Genomic DNA, 20535 nt, shown 5'->3' with positions numbered 1-20535 from the left:
CACTCCCTACTATTTCCACGGCATAATCGGCACGGCGCTTACCGCATTTTTTGGCGAACCTTCGACGACTTTGTCAGAATAAGCCAGATAAGCCAGCGTGTTACGCTTCGCATCATAAAAACGCACCACTTGTAGCTTCTTGAAAACCAGAGAAGTCCGTTTCTGGAACACGACATCTCCCTGTGCTTTCCCTGATTTGATCTTCTCACTTAATTCAACCGGCCCAACTTGTTGGCAGGAAATAGCAGCATCAGAAGTGTCTTCCGCAAGACCCAACCCACCTTTAATGCCACCGGTTTTAGCACGACTGACATAGCACGTGACGTTCTGTACATCGGGGTCATCAAACGCTTCGACAATAATTTTATGGTCTGGGCCAATCATCTTAAAAACGGTATCCACTGAACCGATTTGTTCGGCTTTCGCGCCCAGCGAGATAAGCAGTAATGAACCCAGTGCGGCTAAAACTTTATATTTCATATTGTTACCATTGGTTAAGATTACCGTTAGAGACTATTAACTCTTCGTATTAAAAAATCGTTTAATATCACGTTATTAATAAAATTACCGGAATGAGTTACTGATTTTGGCACGTCTTGTTAAAAAAAACTCTGAATGTCAAAACAACAAAAAGTGCTATCATCGCCGGCATTAACGGCACTCACTGTGTCAGGACGAGGATATTATATGGATCAGGCAGGGATCATTCGCGATCTATTAACCTGGCTAGAAGGCCATTTGGATCAGCCTCTGTCACTGGATAATGTGGCGGCAAAAGCAGGTTATTCCAAGTGGCATCTACAACGGATGTTTAAAGAGGTAACCGGTCACGCCATTGGCGCATACATTCGCGCTCGCCGGCTTTCAAAATCTGCTGTGGCACTGCGCCTGACTGCGCGACCTATTCTTGATATAGCGTTACAGTATCGTTTTGACTCGCAGCAAACCTTTACTCGTGCCTTCAAAAAGCAGTTTGCTCAAACGCCTGCATTGTATCGCCGCTCCCCAGACTGGAGCTCGTTTGGCATGCGTCCACCGCTACGTTTAGACGCATATACGCTACCGCGAGCGCAATTTGTCACGCTGCCAGAAACTCATTTGGTGGGTGTCACACAAAGTTACAGCTGTACGCTTGAGCAAATCTCTGATTTCCGTAATGAAATGCGTATCCAATTCTGGACACAATTCCTCGGCAATGCGCCGACGTTGCCACGGGTGCTGTACGGTTTGCATGAACCACGCCCAAGCATTGAGAAAGATGACGAACAAGAAGTCTTCTATACCACTGCACTGACACCAGAAATGGCGAATGGATTCTTACCAGACTCTCATCCGGTCAGGTTGGAAGGTGGGGATTACGTTCAGTTCGACTACGAAGGGCCGGGCACGGGCTTGCAGGAGTTCATCCTGACAATTTACGGCACCTGCATGCCATCGCTTAATCTGACTCGTCGTAAAGGCCAGGATATTGAACGCTTCTTCCCGCAAGAAGAAGCGCGTGTTCAAGACCGACCAATGCAGATCCGTTGCGAGTACCTGATTCCAGTACGCCGTTAACTAGCGCTGTAATTCATCCATTGCAGGGGCGTCGAGATGCGAGATGTCCCCTGCCGTTTCAACCACCCAGCCAGAAGCTAACCACAGGCTTTGCTGGTGATCCACGCGGGAAATCGAACAGTTTCTTAAACGTAAACGACGTTCAGCCCAGGCCGGTAGTCCCAGAATCGTACTCATCAGGCAGCCTAGTGCCATACCATGGCTAACCAGTAATGGGCGGCTTCCAAATGGCAAATCCAGGCAAGCATTCAGAGCCGCATGCATACGCTCACTCATTTCAAGCATGCTTTCGCCTTCAGGGATACGCCCATCAGCAGTACCGTTCACCAGTTGACGACGCCAGCCCTCTTCTTCTTCGCTTAGTGTGTCGATATTGCGACGTTCTAACACGCCCATATCCAGTTCACGTAAACGCGCATCCAGCGTAACGTCTACGCCACATGCCTGAGCGATGATCTCAGCGGTGTGGCGGGTGCGCCCCAAATCACTGGAAATCACGTGCGTAATACCTAACGTTTTGGCGCGCTCAGCCACCTGCTCGGCCTGACGTTCCCCTTTTTCAGTCAGCGCACTGTCTGACTGGCCCTGAATGCGACGTTGCGCATTCCACTGCGTTTCGCCGTGGCGAACAAGGTATACCTGTAACATGCGTTTTTTCCGTTATACTGCGGCAACAATTTCTTGAGAGTTTCACTGATTATGTACTATGTCGTCTGCTCGACAACCAATCCAGCTAAAATTCAGGCAATTCGCCAGGCATTCGACGACATTTATGGTGAGGGATGCTGCCATATTGAACCTGTCGACGTCGATAGCGGTGTGCCGGAACAGCCCTTTGGAAACCATGAAACGCGAACTGGCGCACGATGCCGGGTGATGAATGCCCGTCAGGTTCGCCCTGAAGCAGATTTTTGGGTCGCCGTTGAAGCCGGAATTGACGACGACAGTACTTTTAGCTGGGTCGTCATTGAAAACCAGAGCCAGCGCGGCGAAGCGCGTTCGGCCACTCTCCCGCTACCCGCAGTTATTCTTGAAAAAGTACGTGCAGGAGAAGCGTTAGGACCCGTGATGTCGGCCTATACCGGTATTGATGAAATTGGTCGTAAAGAGGGTGCGATTGGGGTATTTACCGCCGGGAAGTTGACTCGCAGCAGCGTTTACCACCAGGCGATTATTTTGGCGCTGAGTCCATTCCATAACGACGTATATCGTTAGTTTTTACCGCCTAACAACTCTTGCTCCAACCAGACACGTAATTCCGTTGGAGCAGATTTCAGGCTATTTGACCCGCGTGTGATGGTCGCAATCCCCGCACCCAATTCATTTTTAAGTTCACGCTGGCTCATCTCTCCACGTAATAACTCTTCAATGATTCGGACTCGAGTCCCGAGGGCAGTACGTTCGTCTGGCGTCAGCAACAACATTAAAAGCGGCATATGCAGCTGCTTATCGAACGATTGCTGTAGCAACTCCACAAAGCGGAGCCACTCCTGATTGCTTTGCTCGGCGTGCTCTGCCGAGTATTGAGAGTGCTGAGTCATGTTATGCCACCATACTATTTAACTAGTACAGAAGCATAACATAGACATTCCAAAATCAATACTTACGTTGCCATTCAGCATCCGTCAGCAATGGCGCTGATTTACCCATGAAGTACTTATAATACGCATCATAAGCCAGTACGTTTTTCACATATCCCCGCGTTTCCGAGAACGGAATACTCTCAACAAACGCAACCGCGTCTATGCGTCCAGCGCTATTACCAAGCCAGGTTCTGACTCGCCCAGGCCCTGCGTTATAGGCAGCGGATGAGAAAATTCGATTATTTTCAAATTGCTGAGAAACGTACTGCAAGTAGCTGGTGCCAATGTTGATATTGGTTTCCGGATCTAACAGCTGGTTAGTGCTGGTATAACCCGGAATATTAAACATCTTCACGGTATGCGTGGCGGTTCCCGGCATGATTTGCATTAACCCGCTGGCACCTACCGGCGATTTCACTTTCGGATTCCATGCGCTTTCCTGACGAGCAATCGCCATGGCATAGCTTTGGGAGATATCTTTGCCGTTCACGTATCGGGAAAAAATATCTTTGTAAGCCAGCGGGAAGCGTTCTTCCAGATGATCCCAAAGTTTTCCGGCGATCGTCGCCTGCACGCTGAGATCCCACCAGTTTTGATCGAATGCGTAACGCGCTAGCCCTTCCTGCTCTGATTTGCTGCGGCTCGTGATCAAATTCGCCCATTCGCTACGTGCCGTGTTATCCAGATTCCAATACATCAGCTCGCGTACCCGTGCCATTTCTGGCCCCTGCACCAGCGCCGGATTGACAGCAACCGCTTTGTCGACACGCAACGGATACTCTTCCCCTAAACGTTGAGCCGCTATCATCGGATAGAATCCGCGTTGCTGCATCAAAGAATTAAGGATCTCTTTTGCTTCGGTATCACGGCCGCGCTCAAGCAACAAATCCGCCTGCCAGTAACGCCATTCATCCTTCTCTTTGGCCTCCATAGGTAAACGTGCAAGCCAGGTATTCAGGCCGGTACGATCGCCATTTCCCAATGCCATACGCACACGCCGTTCCACTAAACTTGTCGACTCTGAACGCATGATAGCGTCGTCGCGCCAGATAGCCTGGTCTGTCGTGACATCATTACCCATTAAACGCCAGGCAACGGTGTCTCTAAGCTCCTGCGCCTGAGCATCATTGAGTTGCTGCGCCTGAACAAGTGATGGGATCATCATGCGCGCATTTTCTACATCATCCCGTGCGACACGCGTAAACGCCACCGCCGCAGCCTGGCGCGTAAAGTCTGTTGCTTCAACGGTACGGGCAAACGACAGCACGGTATTCGGGTCATTTTGCAGACTGATTAGCGCAGTAGACATAGTCTGATAGTTCGCCGGCATTTGGCTTGCGAGATTCGTAACCAGTGAAGAGTTGCCTTCTTTCATCGCCAGACGAATACGTTCGAGATAAGCCAACGGATCTTGTGTTCCTGACGAGCGCCATGCTGAGAACAGACGATCGCAGCTCGAAGGTTGGTTTTTCCCTGTTAACCACAGATCTTTGGCTCCAACCCATGCGGCATCCGCCTGGCCAGTATTCCATTTCGCGTAGTAATAGTTGCACTTGGCTTCAGTGGTACCCGGTTGTTCCGGGCTAAATGCCAGCAGCCCACGCCAGTCTTCACGGCGCGCCAGTTCATTCACAAAACGTGATTTCAGCGTGCGGGCTGGCGGCAGTGTTGGATTCGCTTCAATAAAGCGACTGACGACGAGCGTTGGCTCATTCATTAAGTCATCAGTGATTTGGCGATATTCGAGATAGGGATACAGCGGATAATCTTGCAAAGTGGGCATTATTCGCGCCACCACATCCATTTGCTTGTTATCCCACGCTTGTTTGATTTGTGCATATCGGCTGCGTTGCTCATCGAGCGAATCCGCGCGAACTGCATGAGTTAATGCCGCAAGGCCTACAACTGCTACCAGCAATTGTCCCACGACTTGTTTGGCTTTCCCCACAAGTTCTCCTCACATGTTCACCGGCAGCATCATGCCGCCATTAATTACTTCATGCTAACCCTGGTATTGCACTTTCGCCACGCCAGAGGGCGTTATTTTGTCTATAAAAGCGTTAAGGCCGTTTCGGGTAACACATCCCACTTCCCCTGCTGGGATTACCTGCTGAAAACGGCTACACTTCGCCACTGATATGTACCATCTTACATCACGAAAAAGAGGCGAAGTCGCACTGTGGCTCAATTCGTTTATACCATGCATCGTGTCGGCAAAGTTGTTCCGCCGAAACGTCATATTCTGAAAAATATCTCGCTCAGTTTCTTCCCTGGCGCCAAGATTGGCGTACTGGGTCTGAACGGTGCCGGTAAATCCACGCTGCTGCGCATTATGGCCGGCATTGATACCGACATCGAAGGCGAAGCCCGCCCACAACCAGGCCTGAAAATCGGTTATCTGGAGCAAGAACCTAAGCTTAATCTTGAGCACACGGTTCGCGAATCGGTTGAAGAAGCGGTATCCGAAGTGGTCAACGCGCTGAAAGGTCTGGATGAAGTGTACGCGAAGTACGCTGAACCGGACGCTGACTTCGATAAGCTAGCCGCACAACAAGGCAAGTTTGAAGAAATCATTCAGGCGCATGACGGCCATAACCTTAACGTACAGCTTGAACGTGCCGCTGACGCACTGCGTCTGCCAGATTGGGATGCGAAAATCGCGAACCTGTCCGGTGGTGAGCGCCGCCGCGTGGCACTGTGCCGCCTGCTGCTCGAAAAACCAGACATGCTGCTGCTCGACGAACCAACGAACCACCTGGATGCGGAATCCGTGGCATGGCTTGAGCGCTTCCTGCACGACTTCGAAGGCACCGTTGTGGCGATTACCCACGACCGTTACTTCCTTGATAACGTTGCAGGCTGGATTCTGGAACTTGACCGCGGCGAAGGTATTCCGTGGGAAGGCAACTACTCCTCCTGGCTTGAGCAAAAAGACGCACGTCTGGCTCAGGAAGCCTCAACGGAAGCGGCTCGCCGTAAATCCATTGAGAAAGAACTGGAGTGGGTACGTCAAGGTGCTAAAGGCCGTCAGTCTAAAGGCAAGGCGCGTCTGGCTCGCTTTGAAGAACTGAACAACACCGAATACCAGAAACGTAACGAAACCAACGAACTGTTTATTCCACCAGGCGCGCGCCTGGGCGATAAAGTCGTTGAAGTGACCAATCTGCGTAAATCCTATGGCGATCGCCTGCTGATTGACGACTTGTCCTTCTCTGTACCGAAAGGTGCGATCGTTGGCATCATCGGTCCGAACGGCGCGGGTAAATCAACGCTGTTCCGTATGATGTCTGGTCAGGAACAGCCTGACAGCGGCACCATTGAGCTGGGTGAAACCGTTAAACTGGCTTCCGTCGATCAGTTCCGTGATGCGATGGATAGCAGCAAAACCGTATGGGAAGAAGTTTCCGGCGGCCAGGACATCATGCGTATCGGTAACACCGAAATGCCAAGCCGCGCTTACGTTGGTCGCTTTAACTTTAAAGGTGTTGACCAGGGTAAACGTGTGGGTGAGCTGTCTGGTGGTGAACGTGGCCGTCTGCATCTGGCGAAACTGCTGCAAGTTGGCGGCAACGTGCTGCTGCTCGATGAACCAACCAACGACCTGGATATCGAAACCCTGCGCGCGTTAGAAAACGCCCTGCTGGAATTCCCAGGCTGTGCAATGGTTATCTCGCACGACCGTTGGTTCCTTGACCGTATCGCAACGCACATTCTGGATTACCAGGATGAAGGTAAAATTGAATTCTTTGAAGGCAACTTTACCGAGTACGAAGAGTACAAGAAACGCACCCTGGGTGCGGATGCGCTGGAGCCTAAGCGTATTAAGTACAAACGCGTGACTAAGTAATTGTTGTAACGCCCTCACCCTAACCCTCTCCCCCAGGAGAGGGGACTAACAGGCTTTCTCCCTCTCCCTCAGGGAGAGGGCCGGGGTGAGGGTGATTTCACGCGCCCCGCTCGCCGATCATGTTCTTCACCAGCTCAACACAGCGTAAGAAACGAGAATCGTAGTCAGACTCTTCCACGTGCACATAGCTGATGTTGTTTTCATGTAGCATCGACACCAACAGATTCTGGAAGGATTTTCGGTCGGTATCGCTACCAAGACTGCGTAAACCATCAGCCACCCACGGCGTATTATTTTCCAGCAGAATCACCAAATCAAAACGGTATTCGTCAATCAATGCCTGCACAAACGGGTGTTCACGCCCCTCATACTTTTTGCAAAACGCCTGTGTAGTGACAAAGTCGGTGTCGATAAATGCGACTTTATTGGCATATTTCACTGCAAAATCAACGTACTGAGCATGGCCAATGGCAATCTTATCGTAGTCAGAATATTGCAGCGCCATCTCATCACCGCCAAGGTGCGAGAAGACGTAATCACGGCCATATTCCCAGGCACTGGTGGTGTTAAAAATATTAGCGAGCTTATTCACCATCCACGACTTACCGCTCGATTCCCCTCCCAGAATAGCGACGGTTCTGACAAAGAACGGTTTTACTTCCGTTGGAATGTATTCCCAGTAACGGAATGGGTTTTCGCGGATCTGCCCACCGCTGATGTTCATGAACGTCCGTTTCGGATCAATCAGTACCGTTTCAATACCAAGCTGTTCGATAAAACGCGGCGCATCACTTTCTTCGGATGTGTAAATACAGTCGGGATTGATCCCTTTGCTTTCCATGAAAGCTTTGATGCCGCGGCTCCAGACATCCCAGCCATGCGGATACGGCTCCATCCCTTCTTCGTTAAACGAATGAATACGGATATTTTTTTGATATTTGAAGGTCTGTAGCAGCCAGCGCAAGCGGTCACCGGTTGTCGGTTGCTGAGACATCGCGCTGTCTTCAAACAACAAACGATCACGGGTTTCGTCGTAGCCCATGATGATATGGAGTTCGTCTACCTGGCTTGCTGCCCGCTGAATCAAATAGATATGGCCGGTATGCAGCGGATAAAACTTACCAAACACGACGCCGACTTTTTTCTCACGCCGCGGAAATTCCAGCCCGAGGAAACGATGTAATGCTTCCAGTTTCTGCGCACTTGGACTTTTAATTTTGGCGTTCAGTAACTGGCTAAGATAGCCCTTGGTCATGCCGCAGGATTCTGCCACCTGTTGCAGCGTAACGCTTTGCTGACGAATTGCGGTCTTCAGGTACTCGAAAGACGACATGCTGCCTCCTGCAAAAATACGGCGAAAAATAAATTATAAGTCGTCAAACACCGACAACGCATCCGCAAGTTTTTTCACACCGAATACCTGCATCCCTTCCGGTAATTTTTTCGGCACATTTGCCTGTGGCACGATGGCGCGTTTAAAGCCGTGTTTTGCCGCTTCAGAAATACGTTCCTGGCCGCTAGGCACTGGGCGGATTTCCCCTGCCAGCCCAACTTCACCAAACACCACTAAATCTTGTGGCAATGCACGGTTACGTAAACTGGAGACCATTGCCAGCAATAAGGCCAGGTCAGCACTGGTTTCGGTGACTTTCACACCGCCTACCACATTGACGAACACATCCTGGTCGGCCATTTGCAGACCACCGTGGCGGTGCAACACGGCCAGCAAAATAGCCAGGCGGTTTTGTTCAAGACCCACGGCGACACGACGCGGATTGGACATCATGGATTGATCCACCAGCGCCTGAATCTCTACCAACAATGGGCGCGTACCTTCCCAGACAACCATCACCGAGCTACCGGGCGTCACTTCATCACCGCGGCTCAGGAAGATGGCGGAAGGATTGCTGACTTCACGTAACCCTTGCTCCGTCATGGCAAACACGCCCAACTCATTCACGGCACCGAAGCGGTTTTTATGGCTGCGAAGGGTACGAAAACGGGAGTCGGCGTCACCATCGAGCATCACCGAACAGTCAATGCAGTGTTCGAGCACTTTCGGTCCGGCAAGCGAACCATCTTTGGTCACGTGGCCGACCATGATAATCGCCACACCACGTGTTTTGGCAAAGCGTGTCAGGTAGGCGGCAGACTCACGCACCTGAGCCACACTGCCCGGCGACGACTGGACATCGGCCATATGCATGACCTGGATGGAGTCGATAACCATCAGTTTTGGCGCTTCTTCTTCGGCAATCATGCAGATTTGCTCGATCCCGGTTTCCGAAAGCATATTCAGGTTATTGGTCGGCAGCCCCAGACGATGAGCACGCATCGCCACTTGTTGCAGCGACTCTTCACCAGTGACATACAACGTTTTCATCTGTTCGCTGAGTTTGCACAGGGTTTGCAGCAGTAACGTGGATTTACCGGCACCGGGGTTACCGCCAATCAAAATGGCACTACCCGGTACCACACCGCCACCTAGCACGCGGTCAAACTCTTTAAAACCGGTCGAGAAACGCGGCAGTTCTTCGAGGCTAATCTCTGAAAGTTTTTGTACTTTACTGACGCCTGCACTGCCGGCATACCCTGACAAACGCTCATTACGCGCAACCGTCGGAGAGGCGGCAATACGCACCTCTGTGATGGTGTTCCATGCGTGACAGGCACTGCATTGCCCCTGCCAGCGAGGATAATCTGCACCGCACTCATTGCAGACAAATGCACGTTTTGGGGCTTTCGCCATTAGCGTTCTTCCTGGATAAGGCTACCGGACAGAATGCAGAATACGCCCATCAAATCAGCATGACGAATGGTGACTTCGGTTTTCTCATTCACTTTAGGTTTAGCGTGGAAAGCAATTCCCAGGCCAGCCGCTTTGATCATCGGTAAATCATTCGCCCCATCGCCAATAGCGACGGTTTGCGCGACAGGAATTTCATATTTATCCGCCAGACGCATAAGCGTTTCGGCTTTGAATTGCGCATCAACAATTTGCCCAGTGACTTCACCCGTCAGCTTGCCGTCGCAAATTTCCAGCTCATTGGCCACGACCGCATCCAGATGTAGCTTGTCGCGCAAATATTCGGCGAAAAAGGTGAAACCACCGGAAGCTATCGCGACTTTCCAGCCTAATGACTCGAGTTTCAGCACCAGCGACGTCAGGCCCGGCATCAACGGCAATGCATCACGAACTTCGCGCAGAATAGTCGCATCCGCGCCTTTGAGCGTTCCTACGCGTTGTTTCAAACTCGCAGCAAAGTCCAACTCGCCACGCATCGCACGTTCGGTAACTTCAGCGACCATTTCGCCGGTGCCCGCAAGTTTGGCAATTTCATCAATGCATTCGATTTGAATAGCGGTGGAGTCCATATCCATCACCAGCAGGCCAGGCGTGCGCAGATGGGGAATTTTGCCCAGCGGGGCGACATCCAATCCGGCGTCATGCGCAAGTTTAGTTGCGCGAGGCGTTAATGAACCTGCCAGGCGAATAACCTGATAGTCTTCAACACACCACGCGGTGACAATAACCATCGCAGCGCCTAGCTTACGTTGGTAGCGATTCAGGCACTCTTTATCCAGATTCCGACCATACAGCAGCCAGCCACTGCGGCCAGCACGGTAATCGAGCGGCATAACTTCATCGCCACTTAACGATAGCGGCAAACCAGGCCAGAGAGATACGTCGGTCGGCAAGTCGCACCAGGTCAGACTATTTGGCATCACAGCTCCTGAAAAATTTTAATATACCATTCAGCATTCGCATTTCCGGCAGTCGGCAAGAGTGCCTGTAATTCGAATGCTGAAGGGTATGCAGAACAAAACAACGCATGAGGCTACCTTGTCTGTGCAGCTTCTGGCAACATTAAACTGCGCAGTAAAACCGGCAATTTTTCTAAGGTGCATTATGGCTCGGGCAAAAATGAAATTCAGGCTGCATCGTGCAGTGATTGTGCTTATCTGCCTCGCACTTTTAGTCGCGCTGATGCAGGGCGCATCGTGGTTTAGCCAGGGGCATCAGCAAGCCCGAAACGTACAGCTTGAAGAGCTGGCAAGAACTCTGGCACGCCAGGTGAGCTATAACCTTATTCCGCTGATGAAATCTGAAAATCCCGATGAGAAAAAGATCTCAACGGTGTTGAATTTGTTGACGCAGGACAGCCGCATTCTGGATGCGGGCGTTTACGACAATAGCGGCAGCCTAATCCTACGTGCAGGTGAAGGGATTGGCGTACGCGACCGGCTCGCCCTGGACGGTAAAAAAGCGGGCAGTTACTTTAATCATCAAATTGTTCAGCCGATTGAAGATAAAGATGGGCCAGTGGGTTATCTGCGTATCACGCTCGATACTCACACACTGCCTACTGAAGCTAAGCAAGTGGATAACACCACGAATATTCTGCGCCTGATGATGTTACTGGCGCTGGCAATTGGCATTGTGCTGGCGCGTACTCTTTTGCAGGGCAAACGCACGCGCTGGCAACAATCTCCCTTCCTTCTGACGGCGAATACCGAAGTTAAAGAAGATGAGGAAGAACAGAGCGCCAATAAACCTTAAGTAAGAAAGGACTTCTACTATGTCTACTTTACGTCTGCTTATTTCAGACTCTTACGATCCCTGGTTCAACCTGGCGGTAGAAGAGTGTATTTTCCGCCAGATGCCTGCCACTCAACGCGTACTGTTTTTATGGCGCAACGCAGATACGGTGGTGATTGGCCGGGCGCAAAACCCGTGGAAAGAGTGCAATACCCGGCGCATGGAAGAAGATAACGTACGGCTGGCGAGACGCAGCAGCGGCGGCGGTGCGGTATTCCATGATTTGGGCAATACCTGTTTCACCTTTATGGCGGGAAAACCGGAATACGATAAAAGTGTCTCGACCGCAATTGTGGTCAATGCACTTAATCAGCTTGGCATTCGCGCTACGGCTTCCGGGCGCAACGATCTGGAAGTCGCTACCGCTGAAGGGGTGCGCAAGGTATCTGGCTCGGCCTATAAAGAGACGATGGATCGGGGTTTCCATCATGGCACTTTGTTGCTTAACGCTGATTTAAGCCGCCTGGCAAATTATCTCAATCCGGATGAGAAAAAGCTTCAGGCCAAAGGTATTACATCCGTGCGTGGTCGAGTGGCAAACCTCAGCGATCTGTTGCCAGGCCTGACCCATGAGCAAATTTGTGATGCCGTGCGCGACGCTTTCTTCGCTTATTACGGTGAGCGTGTAGAGGCAGAACACATCTCCCCTGACGCCCTACCCGATCTCCCCGGTTTTGCTGAAACCTTTGCTCGCCAAAGCAGTTGGGAATGGAATTTCGGTCAGGCTCCGGCATTTAGTCATTTGCTTGATCAACGTTTTACCTGGGGTGGTGTTGAATTGCACTTCGACGTTGAGAAAGGGCATATCACGCGCACGCAAATATTCACAGACAGCCTGAATCCCGCCCCTCTTGAGGTGCTGGCGGCGCGTTTGCAGGGCTGCTTGTATCGCGCGGATAGGCTACAACAGGAGTGCGACGCGCTGTTGGTGGATTTCCCGGGGCAGGAAACGGAGTTGCGGGAATTGTCAGAGTGGATTGCGAAAGCAGTACGTTGAGATAAGTGCGGACTGATACCCTCACCCCGGCCCTCTCCCCCAGGAGAGGGAGAAAACCAGTCCCCTCTCCTAAGGGAGAGGGTTAGGGTGAGGGGGAAAATTACTCTTTGTCGCCCAGTAACACAGATTCAAGAGCAATCTTGATCATGTCGTTAAAGGTTGTCTGGCGCTCTTCTGCAGTCGTCTGCTCGTGAGTACGAATATGATCAGACACGGTGCAGATGGTCAGTGCTTTAGCACCAAATTCCGCCGCCACGCCGTAGATACCCGCCGCTTCCATTTCCACGCCCAGGATGCCGTACTTTTCCATCACGTCAAACATCGTCGGGTCTGGCGTATAGAACAGATCAGCAGAGAAGATGTTACCTACGCGAGCGTCAACGCCCAGCGCTTTAGCAGCGTCAACCGCGTTACGCACCATGTCGAAGTCAGCAATCGCTGCGAAGTCATGGTCTTTGAAACGCAGACGGTTCACTTTGGAATCGGTGCAAGCACCCATGCCGATAACCACGTCACGCAGTTTCACGTCGGTGCGTACCGCGCCGCAAGAACCCACACGGATGATTTTCTTCACGCCAAAATCAGTGATCAGCTCTTTGGTGTAGATGGAGCAGGATGGGATACCCATACCGTGGCCCATTACAGAGATTTTACGGCCTTTGTAAGTCCCGGTGAAACCCAACATGCCACGCACGTTGTTAACTTCACGAACATCTTCGAGGAAAGTTTCTGCGATATGTTTAGCGCGCAGCGGGTCCCCTGGCATCAGTACGACGTCAGCGAAATCACCCATTTCTGCATTAATATGTGGCGTTGCCATAAATTATCCTTATTCAAAGAGAACGAAATCCTATGGATTTCAGAGCATGTTTTTGCCGTAATCCATGTCGGAAACACCAAAGTGTTTTGCAACTGTCTGGCCGATATCCGCGAAAGTTTCACGGTGGCCAAGGGAGCCGGCTTTCACTTTCGGGCCATAAACCAATACCGGAATGTGTTCACGAGTATGGTCAGTCCCTTGCCAGGTTGGGTCACAACCGTGGTCAGCGGTGAGGATCAGAATATCGTCCTCTTTCAACAATTCCATCAGCTCAGGCAAACGGCGATCAAACAGTTCCAGCGCTGCGGCATAACCTGCAACATCACGACGGTGGCCGTAAGAGGAGTCGAAATCAACAAAGTTGGTGAATACGATAGTGTCGTCGCCCGCTTCTTTCATTTCTGTGATGGTGGCATCGAACAACGCATCCAAACCCGTCGCTTTCACTTTTTTGGTGATACCGACTTCAGCGTAGATATCCGCAATTTTACCAACCGAAACAACATGGCCATTCTTCTCATCAACCAGTTTTTTCAACACGGTTGGTGCTGGTGGTTCAACGGCCAGATCATGACGGTTACCGGTGCGCTGGAAGTTACCCGCTTTGTCGCCGATAAACGGACGAGCGATAACACGGCCAATGTTGTAGCCGCCTTCGGTCAACTCTTCACGCGCGATTTCACACAGTTCGTAGAGTTTATCCAGGCCGTAGGTCTCTTCGTGGCAGGCAATCTGGAACACGGAGTCAGCGGAGGTATAGAAAATCGGTTTCCCGGTTTTCATATGCTCTTCACCCAGTTCATCCAGAATCACAGTACCGGAAGAGTGGCAGTTACCGAGGTAGCCCGGCAGATTTGCACGTTCAACCAGTTTGTTCAGCAGTTCTTGTGGGAAGCTGTTTTCGTGATCGGAGAAGTAACCCCAGTCGAACAGCACAGGAACACCCGCGATTTCCCAGTGGCCTGACGGGGTATCTTTACCAGATGAAAGCTCATGCGCCCAACCGTATGCACCGATAACTTCTGCATTACCGTCCATACCTGCCGGGATTTTACCGGTAGAACCTTCAGCGGCTTTCACCAGTCCAAGGCGAGTCAGGTTTGGCAGATGTAATGGCCCTTTACGGCCCTTGTCTGCTTCGCCTTTTGCGCAAGCTTCTGCGATGTGCCCAAAGGTATCAGAGCCTACATCACCAAAACGGTCAGCATCTTCAGTCGCGCCGATACCGAAAGAATCCAGCACCATAATAAATGCACGTTTCATAATTTCTCCTGCGTATTCGGGCCTGAAACGCCCAGGGGCGTTTCAAAAAGTGATCAGATCAGTATGCCAGCATTTAGCTAATACGGCGATAGACGTCCGGCGTTTCTGCGGGCTGCGTATCGTTTACTTTAATTGCCGCTTTTACAGCACGGGCTGCTTCCTGCCACTGGTCTTCGCTTGCTGCGTGAATAACGGCCAGCGGACGGGAAATCTCAACGCTATCGCCCAGGCGCACCATGTCAGTAAAACCGACGCTGTAGTCCAGGGAATCAGAAGCCTGACGGCGACCACCGCCCATCGCCACCACCGCCATGCCTAATGCACGGGTGTCCATTTCAGAGATAAAGCCGGATTTATCAGCATAAACGGCTTTGCTCAGCACCGCGGTTGGCAGGTACTTCGCGTAGTTTTCGACGAAATCTGCCGGGCCTTTTTGTGCTGCGACCATGCGTCCGAACACTTCTGCCGCTTTACCGTTATCCAGCACCGCTTGCAGTTTGGCGCGCGCTTCAGCGTCATCTTTCGCCAGATTGCCGGAAAGTAACATTTCCACGCACAGCGCCATGGTGACTTCATGCAGACGAGGGTTACGGTATTCGCCGGTCAGGAACTGCACCGCTTCGCGAACTTCAACCGCGTTACCTGCGCTGGATGCCAGTACCTGGTTCATGTCAGTCAGCAAGGCGGTGGTTTTCACACCCGCACCGTTCGCCACGCCAACAATGGCCTCGGCGAGTAATTCAGACAGTTCATATGTCGGCATAAATGCGCCGCTCCCGACTTTCACGTCCATCACCAGCGCATCCAGGCCTTCGGCCAGTTTCTTCGCCAGAATAGAAGCGGTAATCAGCGGGATGGAGTCTACGGTCGCGGTAATGTCACGCGTGGCGTAGAAACGTTTATCCGCGGGTGCGAGCGAGTTTGTCTGGCCGATAATCGCCACGCCGACATTTTTGATGATGTCGCGAAAACGGTTATCGTCCGGGAAAATATCGAATCCAGGGATCGCTTCGAGTTTATCGAGCGTACCGCCGGTATGGCCTAAGCCACGACCAGAAATCATTGGCACATAACCGCCACATGCCGCCACCATTGGGCCAAGCATTAATGAGGTCACATCACCCACGCCGCCCGTTGAGTGTTTATCAACGATTGGGCCGTTCAGATTGAGGCTCTTCCAGTCCAGTACGGTTCCAGAATCTCGCATCGCCATGGTCAGAGATACGCGTTCCGGCATAGTCATGTCGTGGAAGAAAATGGTCATTGCCAGCGCGGCAATCTGCCCTTCCGAGATAGTGTTATCCCGAATACCATTGATAAAGAAACGAATTTCTTCATCACTTAGAGCATGACCATCACGTTTTTTACGAATAATTTCTTGAGCGAGAAACACGGTAACCCCCTGAGTACATCAGGTGAAATGCGGCGGAGATACCGCCGCAAGAAGAGATTAATAGGCGCTGGCGCTTTTGCCGTCGCCATGACCCAGCGCTTTTAACAGGCTCGCAAGCAGGCTGGATGCACCAAAACGGTAGTGACGGGAATCAGCCCAGTCAGCGCCAAACAGTTCATCAGCAATAGACAGGAACAGCGCCGCATCTTCAGCAGAACGCACGCCACCCGCTGGTTTGAAACCAACAGATTTCTCAACGCCCATATCACGGATCACTTCCATCATAATGCGTGCGCTTTCAGGCGTGGCGTTTACAGGGACTTTACCGGTAGAAGTTTTGATGAAATCAGCACCCGCTTTGATAGAGATTTCAGACGCTTTACGAATAAGCGCTTCTTCTTTCAGCTCGCCAGTTTCAATGATCACTTTCAGCAAAACGTTCGCCGCAGCACAGGCTTCTTTACAGGCTTTCACCAGTTCAAAACCAACCTGCTCGTTACCTGCGATCAGCGCGCGGTACGGGAATACCACGTCAACTTCGTCTGCACCGTAAGCGATAGCCGCACGGGTTTCTGCCAATGCAATTTCGATATCATCATTGCCATGTGGGAAGTTAGTCACGGTAGCAATGCGGATATCAGGCGTGCCTTGGGCGTTCAGAGTTTTACGAGCAATAGGGATGAAACGAGGATAGATACAAATCGCCGCAGTATTACCCACCGCTGTTTTGGCCTGATGGCAAAGTGCTACCACTTTTTCATTCGTGTCATCGTCGTTCAGGGTAGTCAGGTCCATCAATTTCAGGGCACGCAGACTGCTTGCAGTTAAATCGGTCATAACACTCTCCAACAAAAGATATAGAAGTCTCTGGCTTCGAAACTCAACACGTTGGAGCGGACTTGGTTCCTTGAAGAGCAGAGGCAACACTGGTCACCATCACGTTGAGATCCGTCTCACCGCACATCACAGGTGGTAATGTTATAATTATAACATTCACCGCGTTGATAATTTTGTGTCTCGCTTCACAAAAGCCAAAGGAGAAATTACATGCTTTGTACAGTATATGTGATTTAACAACGTTAGATAGAGTAAAAATGCGATTCGGAAATAAAAAATGGCCAGCGAAAGTGCCGGCCATTGATTTCACAGTGATGTTAAAATTTTAACATCGTTTATTTATAATGACAGGAACACCCCAGCAATCGTCGCACTCATCAGGTTAGACAATGTACCTGCTGCTACCGCCTTTAGACCCAACTGGGCAATATCATGACGGCGATTTGGTGCCATGCTTCCGAGGCCACCAATCAGGATAGCGATAGAAGAAAGGTTAGCAAAACCACACAGCGCGAAGGAAATAATTGCTTTGGTGTGATCTGACAGAACTTGCAGGCCCGCTGCTGCAACGGTGGCGTCATCTTTCAGGTATTCCCCGAAGTTCAGGTAGGCCACAAATTCGTTGATGATCAGTTTCTGACCGATGAAGGAACCCGCAATGTTAGCTTCGCTCCATGGCACACCGATAACCCATGCCAGCGGTGAGAACACCCAGCCCAGAATCAGCTCCATCGAGAGTTGCGGATAGTTGAACCAGCCACCGATACCAGAAAGCATACCGTTAAGCAGTGCAATCAATGCCACAAATGCCAGCAACATTGCGCCAACGTTCAGGGCCAATTGCATACCCGAAGCCGCACCGGATGCCGCTGCATCCAACACGTTCGCTGGGCGATCGGGATCGTTTTTCAGGGATTCCAGTTCAGGGGCATCGTTCGGTGTTTCTGTTTCAGGCAGGATAATTTTAGCGAACAGTAAACCGCCGGGTGCTGCCATGAAGGAGGCGGCAATCAGGTACTCAAGCGGCACGCCCATTTGTGCGTAACCCGCTAACACGGAGCCGGCAACAGAGGCTAAACCACCACACATGACGGCGAACAATTCTGAGCGGGTCATGGTCGCGATATAAGGGCGAACAACCAGCGGAGCCTCAGTCTGGCCAACGAAGATGTTTGCGGTAGCAGACAGGGATTCGGTGCGAGAGGTTTTCAGGAGCTTACGCAGGCCACCGCCAAGAATACGAATCACTAACTGCATGATGCCCAGGTAGTAAAGCACAGCAATCAGTGAGGAGAAGAAGACGATAATTGGCAGAACGCGCAGGGCGAAAACGAAGCCACCGCCGCCGAAGACTTCGAACATTTTGTCCGAAACCAATCCACCGAACAGGAAGGAAATACCCGCATTACCGTAAGCGATAACGTTAGCGACCCCTTCAGACATGGCCAAAAGAACTTTACGACCGACTGGAACATACAGGATCAGAGCCCCGATACCGACCTGGATAAGCCAGGCACCCAGTACGGTGCGCAGATTAATCGCTTTTCGATGACTGGAAAGTAAAACCGCGATCAGCAGCAGAACGATCATGCCGATCAATCCCATGAGTAGTTGCATACAGAGTCCCTGTGTATTGTTTGAAAAATGATGACGAGCAAAAACTTACAGCGGGCGGGATTATAGCGGTAGAGATGCCTGCACGTGCCATGGCAATCACATATTTCTACAAATTCAGGAAAGCGTTTATCTCAGATAGTGAGGCTCATCACATTCAGCTGCTAACTATTCCAAATTAAACAATTCATTGCAGTTATGAATGAAAGTGTTGGCGATAACATCCGCAGGTTCTGGGCGTAGCGAGCAAAGAGTCTGAAAAACCTCAACGATACGTTCCGGGCGATTTGCTTGTCCTTGCCAACCATTGAGCGGCATGTCTGGGGCATCCGTTTCCAGCACCAGGGCATCCAGCGGTAATTGCGCCATCACATCGCGCGTTTTGCTGGCTCGCGGATAGGTGATTGTTCCTCCAACGCCAATCTTGTAACCCAATGCCACAAAGCGTTCAGCCTGTTGCAGGCTACCCGAAAATCCATGCACTACACCGGTTCGCGGTAAGTCGTGGCGTTTTAAATGGGCGGCGAGTTTGTCGTGCGTTCGGCGAGAATGGAGAATAACCGGCAGATCATAACGTTTAGCCAGTTTTAGCTGGGCAACCAGCATCGCTTCTTGCTTCTCAAAAAGCGGATTATCCATATAGAGATCAAGACCGATCTCGCCAATGGCCACGAGCTTGCTCGGCCGTTGTACCAGATGATGTTCCAGTAGCGCCAGCGACGCCTCCTGGTGTTTGTGAATCGCGATCGGATGCAAACCCAGCGCGGCGTATAGCGCCGGATAATTTTCAGCCAGCGCCAAAACCAAGCCAAAGCGGTCAGCTTCAACCGCTGGAACGATTATTTTTTCGACTCCAGACTGAGCGGCAAGCGACAGGCTAATGGCTTCATTCCCACTAAACGGCGGGAAGTCGAAGTGACAGTGAGTATCATAAAAAATCGTTGTCACGCCGTACCTTCGTTATTAAAGGTGGAATCGTTCGCTTCTGGGGTTTCGATCACCGCCTGGGATAATGGCTCATGAGCGACCACTTCAGGCGCAACCACAACTGAACCTGGCACCAGAATGCGGGGAGGATGGCGTTTTATCGGCGGCTGCGTCGTCAGCAGTTTGCCCACGGTCGCGAGGAAATAGCGTCCGCATAAACGGCCTGTTTTATAGTCCGTATTCAGCGCCGGTATTCGGCTTCCTAACGCCATGCTCATCAGCGGTTTCGGCGGATAAATCTCGAAAATGCGCAGTTTTCCCGGCGGCTTTTCAATGAAATTCTGTATCTCTCGATAACTGGTTTCGTGATGATTGACCAGATTGAGCATAGGTTGCAGGCTGCTGTCACCAAGCCAGCGTTCCATACGTTTAAACCATTCAGGTGTGTAATACATTTGTGAGGGCACAGTGCGGATCACCACCAGCGTATCAGCCCCAAGACGCACCGCTTCTCGCACCGGAATTGCATCGCTTATTCCCCCGTCCTGGTAACCTATGCCATCAATCTCTACTCCGCTGCGGTAAAAACCAGGGATGGCGCTTGAGGCTTTGAGGATGTTCAGCCAACTGGTGCTGTTTGGCGAAAAATATCCTGGCGTGTAGTCATCGCTACGACAGGCGCACATATAAAACGCTTTGTCGGACTCAAACAATTTTTCAGCCGTCGACATTGAGAGTGGAATTTTTGACGATGTGGTTTCAACGAGCCAGTCGAGATCGATGAGATGCCCGCCGCGCACAAAGCGCAGTGGATCAAAAAATTCACGGGTAGTGGTAAAACGGGTGATCACTCTTCTGGCATAACCCGGCTGGTGACAAACGTAAGCGGAAAGGTTTTGCGCACCCGCGGAGGTACCTAAGAAAAGGTCAAACGGATTAAAATTAGCGCGCATAAACTCGTCCAGCACACCGGCTGTAAAAATCCCACGCTGCCCGCCACCTTCACAAACAATGGCAAGTTTTCCGGGACGAAACGCTTTTAACGCAAGCGGCGCTATGTTACCGAGCGTAACGGGTATTCGTTGCCCCACCCTGCT

Annotated in this window: 19 protein-coding genes; 5 read left to right on the top strand and 14 right to left on the bottom strand. The window is 51.3% G+C overall.

The genetic code is table 11. The features are described from left to right. Nucleotides 1–9 precede the first annotated feature (9 nt). Nucleotides 10–480 carry a protein CreA gene (creA, locus tag OH773_RS03010; RefSeq protein WP_270142888.1) on the bottom strand — a complete coding sequence of 157 codons (471 nt, stop codon included), beginning with the start codon at nt 478–480 and terminating at the stop codon, nt 10–12. A gap of 207 nt (nt 481–687) precedes the next feature. On the opposite strand from creA, the gene robA reads away from it, so the two are divergent. Beyond that, on the top strand, nt 688–1557 hold the full coding sequence (robA, locus tag OH773_RS03005; protein ID WP_183270682.1) for an MDR efflux pump AcrAB transcriptional activator RobA: 870 nt from the start codon (nt 688–690) through the stop codon (nt 1555–1557). Here the strand turns inward: robA and gpmB are convergent, their stop codons facing one another. Further along, on the bottom strand, nt 1558–2205 hold the full coding sequence (gene gpmB, locus OH773_RS03000) for a 2,3-diphosphoglycerate-dependent phosphoglycerate mutase GpmB (RefSeq protein ID WP_183270683.1): 648 nt from the start codon (nt 2203–2205) through the stop codon (nt 1558–1560). 51 nt (nt 2206–2256) lie between these two features. Between gpmB and yjjX the strand changes: the two genes are divergently transcribed. Next, nucleotides 2257–2772 (top strand): inosine/xanthosine triphosphatase, encoded by a 516-nt coding sequence (gene yjjX, locus OH773_RS02995; protein ID WP_270142885.1) that lies wholly within the window; start codon nt 2257–2259, stop codon nt 2770–2772. Here the strand turns inward: yjjX and trpR are convergent. Together trpR and sltY are read right to left on the bottom strand one after the other, a co-directional pair. Continuing rightward, nucleotides 2769–3098 (bottom strand): trp operon repressor, encoded by a 330-nt coding sequence (gene trpR, locus OH773_RS02990; protein ID WP_270142883.1) that lies wholly within the window; start codon nt 3096–3098, stop codon nt 2769–2771. The genes yjjX and trpR overlap by 4 nt on opposite strands. A gap of 55 nt (nt 3099–3153) precedes the next feature. Further along, nucleotides 3154–5088: a murein transglycosylase gene (gene sltY / locus OH773_RS02985; RefSeq protein ID WP_270142881.1), complete on the bottom strand. Its 1935-nt coding sequence runs from the start codon at nt 5086–5088 to the stop codon at nt 3154–3156. A 231-nt stretch (nt 5089–5319) separates the two neighbouring features. On the opposite strand from sltY, the gene ettA reads away from it, so the two are divergent. After that, nucleotides 5320–6987, top strand: coding sequence for an energy-dependent translational throttle protein EttA (ettA, locus tag OH773_RS02980; protein ID WP_270142879.1), 1668 nt, complete (start codon nt 5320–5322; stop codon nt 6985–6987). 97 nt (nt 6988–7084) lie between these two features. Here ettA and nadR read toward each other — a convergent pair whose 3' ends face one another. Genes nadR through serB form a run of 3 tightly spaced genes read right to left on the bottom strand, consistent with a single transcriptional unit; the run spans nt 7085 to nt 10713 of the window. Beyond that, complete coding sequence (gene nadR / locus OH773_RS02975) at nt 7085–8320, bottom strand: multifunctional transcriptional regulator/nicotinamide-nucleotide adenylyltransferase/ribosylnicotinamide kinase NadR (protein WP_270142877.1); 1236 nt, start codon at nt 8318–8320, stop codon at nt 7085–7087. A 33-nt stretch (nt 8321–8353) separates the two neighbouring features. Continuing rightward, nucleotides 8354–9736: a DNA repair protein RadA gene (radA, locus tag OH773_RS02970; RefSeq protein ID WP_064543359.1), complete on the bottom strand. Its 1383-nt coding sequence runs from the start codon at nt 9734–9736 to the stop codon at nt 8354–8356. Further along, nucleotides 9736–10713: a phosphoserine phosphatase gene (gene serB, locus OH773_RS02965; RefSeq protein ID WP_270142873.1), complete on the bottom strand. Its 978-nt coding sequence runs from the start codon at nt 10711–10713 to the stop codon at nt 9736–9738. Before serB ends, radA begins: the two co-directional genes overlap by 1 nt. 184 nt (nt 10714–10897) lie before the next feature. Between serB and OH773_RS02960 the strand changes: the two genes are divergently transcribed. Together OH773_RS02960 and lplA are read left to right on the top strand one after the other, a co-directional pair. Beyond that, nucleotides 10898–11548 carry a YtjB family periplasmic protein gene (locus tag OH773_RS02960; protein WP_270142871.1) on the top strand — a complete coding sequence of 217 codons (651 nt, stop codon included), beginning with the start codon at nt 10898–10900 and terminating at the stop codon, nt 11546–11548. 19 nt (nt 11549–11567) lie between these two features. Continuing rightward, entirely contained in the window at nt 11568–12584 is a 1017-nt protein-coding gene (gene lplA / locus OH773_RS02955; protein WP_270142868.1) for a lipoate--protein ligase LplA, read from the top strand. A 100-nt stretch (nt 12585–12684) separates the two neighbouring features. Here the strand turns inward: lplA and deoD are convergent, their stop codons facing one another. The 7 genes from deoD to OH773_RS02920 all read right to left on the bottom strand — a co-directional run bounded on the left by deoD (nt 12685) and on the right by OH773_RS02920 (nt 20529). Further along, entirely contained in the window at nt 12685–13404 is a 720-nt protein-coding gene (gene deoD, locus OH773_RS02950; RefSeq protein WP_183270692.1) for a purine-nucleoside phosphorylase, read from the bottom strand. 39 nt (nt 13405–13443) lie between these two features. Further along, nucleotides 13444–14667, bottom strand: coding sequence for a phosphopentomutase (gene deoB / locus OH773_RS02945; protein ID WP_270142865.1), 1224 nt, complete (start codon nt 14665–14667; stop codon nt 13444–13446). Nucleotides 14668–14740: 73 nt separating this feature from the next. Next, complete coding sequence (gene deoA / locus OH773_RS02940; RefSeq protein ID WP_270142862.1) at nt 14741–16060, bottom strand: thymidine phosphorylase; 1320 nt, start codon at nt 16058–16060, stop codon at nt 14741–14743. A gap of 57 nt (nt 16061–16117) precedes the next feature. Continuing rightward, nucleotides 16118–16897, bottom strand: coding sequence for a deoxyribose-phosphate aldolase (gene deoC, locus OH773_RS02935; RefSeq protein WP_270142860.1), 780 nt, complete (start codon nt 16895–16897; stop codon nt 16118–16120). Between the two features lie 339 nt (nt 16898–17236). Continuing rightward, nucleotides 17237–18514 carry a NupC/NupG family nucleoside CNT transporter gene (locus OH773_RS02930; protein ID WP_270142857.1) on the bottom strand — a complete coding sequence of 426 codons (1278 nt, stop codon included), beginning with the start codon at nt 18512–18514 and terminating at the stop codon, nt 17237–17239. Nucleotides 18515–18679: 165 nt separating this feature from the next. Further along, on the bottom strand, nt 18680–19459 hold the full coding sequence (locus tag OH773_RS02925) for a TatD family hydrolase (protein ID WP_270142847.1): 780 nt from the start codon (nt 19457–19459) through the stop codon (nt 18680–18682). Beyond that, nucleotides 19456–20529: a patatin-like phospholipase family protein gene (locus OH773_RS02920; protein WP_270142845.1), complete on the bottom strand. Its 1074-nt coding sequence runs from the start codon at nt 20527–20529 to the stop codon at nt 19456–19458. The genes OH773_RS02925 and OH773_RS02920 overlap by 4 nt, the downstream gene beginning before the upstream one ends. Nucleotides 20530–20535: the final 6 nt, after the last annotated feature.

Source organism: Buttiauxella sp. WJP83 (assembly GCF_027594725.1).
Classification (GTDB): domain Bacteria; phylum Pseudomonadota; class Gammaproteobacteria; order Enterobacterales; family Enterobacteriaceae; genus Buttiauxella; species Buttiauxella selenatireducens.
Note: the sequence above shows the minus strand (reverse complement) of the source record. Positions and strands in the feature narration are given on the sequence as shown.

Excerpts from the sequence above, each read along its gene's own strand:
- creA (WP_270142888.1), bottom strand. The coding sequence starts at position 480 with ATGAAATATAAAGTTTTAGCCGCACTGGGTTCATTACTGCTTATCTCG.
- robA (WP_183270682.1), top strand. The coding sequence starts at position 688 with ATGGATCAGGCAGGGATCATTCGCGATCTATTAACCTGGCTAGAAGGC.
- gpmB (WP_183270683.1), bottom strand. The coding sequence starts at position 2,205 with ATGTTACAGGTATACCTTGTTCGCCACGGCGAAACGCAGTGGAATGCG.
- yjjX (WP_270142885.1), top strand. The coding sequence starts at position 2,257 with ATGTACTATGTCGTCTGCTCGACAACCAATCCAGCTAAAATTCAGGCA.
- trpR (WP_270142883.1), bottom strand. The coding sequence starts at position 3,098 with ATGACTCAGCACTCTCAATACTCGGCAGAGCACGCCGAGCAAAGCAAT.
- nadR (WP_270142877.1), bottom strand. The coding sequence starts at position 8,320 with ATGTCGTCTTTCGAGTACCTGAAGACCGCAATTCGTCAGCAAAGCGTT.
- radA (WP_064543359.1), bottom strand. The coding sequence starts at position 9,736 with ATGGCGAAAGCCCCAAAACGTGCATTTGTCTGCAATGAGTGCGGTGCA.
- serB (WP_270142873.1), bottom strand. The coding sequence starts at position 10,713 with ATGCCAAATAGTCTGACCTGGTGCGACTTGCCGACCGACGTATCTCTC.
- OH773_RS02960 (WP_270142871.1), top strand. The coding sequence starts at position 10,898 with ATGGCTCGGGCAAAAATGAAATTCAGGCTGCATCGTGCAGTGATTGTG.
- lplA (WP_270142868.1), top strand. The coding sequence starts at position 11,568 with ATGTCTACTTTACGTCTGCTTATTTCAGACTCTTACGATCCCTGGTTC.
- deoD (WP_183270692.1), bottom strand. The coding sequence starts at position 13,404 with ATGGCAACGCCACATATTAATGCAGAAATGGGTGATTTCGCTGACGTC.
- deoB (WP_270142865.1), bottom strand. The coding sequence starts at position 14,667 with ATGAAACGTGCATTTATTATGGTGCTGGATTCTTTCGGTATCGGCGCG.
- deoC (WP_270142860.1), bottom strand. The coding sequence starts at position 16,897 with ATGACCGATTTAACTGCAAGCAGTCTGCGTGCCCTGAAATTGATGGAC.
- OH773_RS02930 (WP_270142857.1), bottom strand. The coding sequence starts at position 18,514 with ATGCAACTACTCATGGGATTGATCGGCATGATCGTTCTGCTGCTGATC.